General features: G+C 23.3%; 1 protein-coding gene and 1 pseudogene. One reads left to right on the top strand and one right to left on the bottom strand.

Annotation, left to right across the window (positions count from 1 at the left end; genetic code table 11):
- Window positions 1-133 precede the first annotated feature (133 nt).
- A complete protein-coding gene (locus SOR60_RS02050; RefSeq protein ID WP_154541901.1) occupies window positions 134-1,750 on the top strand; it encodes an ATP-binding cassette domain-containing protein in 1,617 nt (538 codons plus the stop codon).
- A gap of 458 nt (window positions 1,751-2,208) precedes the next feature.
- Here SOR60_RS02050 and SOR60_RS02045 read toward each other — a convergent pair.
- Window positions 2,209-2,660, bottom strand: a pseudogene (locus SOR60_RS02045) (relaxase/mobilization nuclease domain-containing protein); the annotation flags it as partial.

Here is a 2,660-nt window from a genome sequence, read left to right as displayed (position 1 = left end):
TAGATAATTATATTTACTCGCTTTTAATAAGTATTTGCCTTGTACTAGTTTTTATAGTTCTATATATTTTTATTATAATTAGAGAAAATAAGAAGCTAGTAAATCAAAAAATGAGATAAGTAAGGAGATGAATATGTTTATAAAATTCAATGATAAACAAATGAATTTGAAAAGTAGAGAAATAGTTGCCTTAATTGTCTCTACATGCATATTCATCTTATCTAGCCTTTTAGCAATCTATGTGCCTAGCATTTTAGGAAAAATTATAGATATCATTACATTAAATAATAAATCTAATAGTGTAAAAGACTTTGTGTTTATATTTGGTATGATTTCATTGCTAATAATAATATTACAATATATATCTTCAAAGATATTAAATAAATTAAATAAGAGTATTAATATTAGGATGTGTACATATGTGTTTAATAAAATAAGAAAAATGAATCTTATATATTGGTTTAAAGAATCTAAAGGCGAAATCATAACAATTATTAGTAATGATATATATGATATTTCTGATTTCATAACAAATTCGATACCTAACTTATTTAGTTTGACAATATCAACTATATTGATTTTTATGTACATTATGAGATCTAGTTTGTTGATAGCATTTATAATTTTTTTATTAAATATTGTATTAGTAGTAGTACAATATATGATGTCTAGAGTCGTTAAAATTAAATCTAGAGAAGTAAGAAATTTAAATGCAGAAGTAAATTCAAAAGTCCAAGCATGTATAAATAATGTAGAAAATTTACTTCTTAAAGATTATTTGAAAAGCTCTAGCGAAAATTATAATAGAAGTAATAAAAAGTTATTCATTGCAAATAACAATTTAATGGATTTAATTTTAAGATCGTCTACTTTAAATCTTTTAGCAAGTTTATGTAGTATTTTTATTATTATAGTGATTGGGGGACACTTAGCAAATACTGGAAATATTTCGACTGGAAGACTAGTAACTTTAATTTTATACTCTCAAAAGATTTTTTCGCCTATAACTAACATAACAAAAATACTTATGAAATTTAATACGATTTTACCAAAGAAAACAAAAATAGATCAATTATTAGATAATCAATATATGATTGAAGATTTTACTAACTTTGACCAATTATTGGAGCATAAATTAAACTTTAAAACAATTATTGCTAATGATTTAGAAACAGGATATTTAGATGATAATATTAAAATAGAGAATTTAAGTATCGATTTTACAAAAAGTAATGTCATTGGAATTATAGGTGATAACGGAGTTGGTAAAACCACTATTATAAAGTTGATAAGAAAGCTTTTGCCTATAAAAAAAGGAAAAATAAAAATAGATAATACTCCACTTGAAGATATCAGTATTGGCGAATTAAGTCGAAATATCCAAATTATGCCTCAGACTGATTCTTTAAATCAATACGATATTAAATATATAAAAACCAAGTTACAGGAATATTATTTAAATTATGATATAGAGATGTTTATGGGTGATATTTCAAAAATTTTTAAATCGTCAGATAAGTATGAATATAATATAAATTCAAAAGGAGAATTGCAAAAATTGTCATTTTTAAATACAATTTTTAAAGATGCAAAACTATATATTTTAGATGAGCCTTCAGCATCCATTGATTTAAAAAGTGAAAAGTATATGTCTAAGATTATTAAAGCATTATCTGAAGATAAAAAATTTATCATTATTACGCATAGACCAGAGTTGCTAAATATATGTGATTATATAATTAACTTGTGAGATAAAAAATATCAGTCATAGAGTGAATTTTTAATTTATATATCACATATATAATATCATAATGGTTAGAAAATATTCTCTTACTAAAGAAACATCTTCAGTACATATTTTAAAATATTCTATTTAATTATCTGTTAAAATATATTTTCAAAAAGTACACAATACTGTTAAATTTTAGTAACTACATAAAACGAGAGATTCTAGTTGAAATTTTACCATAAAATTAATATAAACTCTAAGTAAAATCTAATACAGTGATGGATTTTTTAGAAGTTAATTTGAAAAAAATATAAATCAAATATGATAAAGTGGACACGGAAGAGAAAAGAATTTTAAGGCTTTGAGTAAAAACATGCAGAACTTTCTGTGGTGCGGGCATAACATTGACTAGATATCTTTGGGATTCTTTTAGAGAAATCGAAAATAGTAATAATTTATAAGAGCAAGAAGTGAAGATGTTATCTCTCCACTTCTTTTCCATAATAATTTTCATAGTTTTTCCTATGCTGAACAAGGTCAGAAAATTGTTCTTTATTCAAAGAATACTCTTGCATAAGGTTTTTCTTTTTTTCTTGCAATTTATCGAGGTTTGATAGTATTTCTTTTGTATTTGGTAGTTTTTTATAGTTTTTTAAAATTTCTTTAGCGGCTATTTTATAGACGGAAAGTTCACTATAATATTCTTCAGCAAATTGTTTGTCTTCAGGATTTTTCTTATGGTATTTATATATTTCACGATACTTATTTATAGTATTTATATTTTCCATATCTTGGGATAAACTTTTAATTTCACTTTCAATTTTCTTTATTTTATCTAATAAGTCTTGTCTATCATTAGCAGATTTTTTGATTAGATAATCGAGTTGATTGATTGAATTAATTCCTTGTTCTCGAAGTTTAATTATTGAAT

It is taken from the genome of Anaerococcus porci (assembly GCF_034090325.1).
Classification (GTDB): domain Bacteria; phylum Bacillota; class Clostridia; order Tissierellales; family Peptoniphilaceae; genus Anaerococcus; species Anaerococcus porci.
The sequence above is the reverse complement of the archived record's forward strand: the minus strand, read 5'-3'. Positions and strand labels throughout refer to the sequence as shown.